At 62.6% G+C, this 1,213-nt stretch carries 2 protein-coding genes; both read right to left on the bottom strand.

Features of this window, described 5'->3' with window-relative positions; translation table 11 throughout:
* Positions 1 to 28 precede the first annotated feature (28 nt).
* Positions 29 to 850, bottom strand: coding sequence for an IS3 family transposase (locus TW83_RS08170; protein WP_045982277.1), 822 nt, complete (start codon positions 848 to 850; stop codon positions 29 to 31).
* The gene (locus tag TW83_RS08165; protein ID WP_045982276.1) at positions 847 to 1,164 is read right to left on the bottom strand and encodes a DUF1153 domain-containing protein; all 318 of its coding nucleotides are present in this window, start codon (positions 1,162 to 1,164) and stop codon (positions 847 to 849) included. The genes TW83_RS08170 and TW83_RS08165 overlap by 4 nt, the downstream gene beginning before the upstream one ends.
* Positions 1,165 to 1,213 lie beyond the last annotated feature (49 nt).

Below are 1,213 nucleotides of genomic sequence, written 5' to 3'. Positions count from 1 at the left end.
TGTATCGACCCAGCAGAATCTGCACAGGTTAAGCCGCTAATGCGAATGCTTCAGCGGGGGTTTTCATGTCCAGCGCCTGATGCGGGCGTCGGTTGTTGTAGAAGCTGATCCAGTCGCCGATGGCGCGCGTCGCGTGCTGGATGCTGTCGAAGCGCTGGCGATGGATGCACTGTTCTTTCAGTGTCCGGATCACACGCTCGACCATGCCATTCTGCTGCGGGCAATGCGGCGTGATAAACTCCTGCTTCAAGCCATAGCTGCGGACCAGTGCGGTGTAGCGGCGTGACGTGAAGACCAGGCCGTTGTCGGACCTCAGAAGGAACTCGCGCGTGACCTTTCCCAAGGTGCCGAACCGGCTGATCAGGGCGTGCTCCAAGGCGCTGGCCGCCGTTGTCGCTTTGCCGGAGCGCGACAGATGCCAGCCCAGTAGCTCGCGGGTGTGGCAGTCGATGACCAGGGCCAAAGTGGTCCAGCCGTCGCGCCCTGCCCAGACTCGGCACAGGTCGGTGGACCAGCGCTCGTTCGGCGCGTTCGCGACCGAGGGCACGGCCTCGATGCGGGGCCGCATGCCGATCGGGCGCTTGCGGACCTGCCAGCCTTTGAGCTGGAAGATGCGCTGAACCGTGTTCTTGTTGAAGCCCAGAAGCCAGGCGACCGTGCGATAACCGAAGGAAGGCTCCTTTTCGATCATCGCCTTGATCGGCTCGGCAAAGCGGGGATCGATCTTTGGCGTGGCCTTCGTCGGCTTGTAATAGACGGTCCGCCGCGGCACGCCGAACCAGGCACAGAGCTTGGTCAGCGGCACCGCGATCCCATCCGCCAGAAGGCCCTCATGGAGCGTCCGGATCAATTGCCGTCCTCCCGCTCCATGAGGGCCGCCAACTTTTTTCTGGCGCGCAGCTCCAGCATGGCCTCGCCATAGGCCTCCTGCAGGTCCTTCAGCTGCTTCTCATACTGCTCGCGGATCTCCAGCGGGTTCGCACGCAACGCGTTCTCCATGCCCCGCTTGGCGTCATCCACCCAGCCCTCGATCTCCGAAGGCGACAGGTCATACGCCCGACTGGCCTCTGCCACCGTCGTCTTGCCCTGAATGATCTCGACCACCAGCGCCGTCTTTCGCTTGGCCGTCCACCGCTTGATGCTGTCGTCCATCGTCACACTCATCGCTACCGTCTCCTTTGTAGCATGAGCAGATCTTCACCGGGTCGATACA

The organism is Paracoccus sp. S4493, assembly GCF_000967735.1.
In the GTDB taxonomy this organism is placed as follows: domain Bacteria; phylum Pseudomonadota; class Alphaproteobacteria; order Rhodobacterales; family Rhodobacteraceae; genus Paracoccus; species Paracoccus marcusii.
Note: the sequence above shows the minus strand (reverse complement) of the source record. Positions and strands in the feature narration are given on the sequence as shown.

What these genes read in the sequence shown, in the direction of transcription:
- TW83_RS08165 (WP_045982276.1), bottom strand. Translation starts at nt 1,164, where the DNA reads ATGAGTGTGACGATGGACGACAGCATCAAGCGGTGGACGGCCAAGCGA.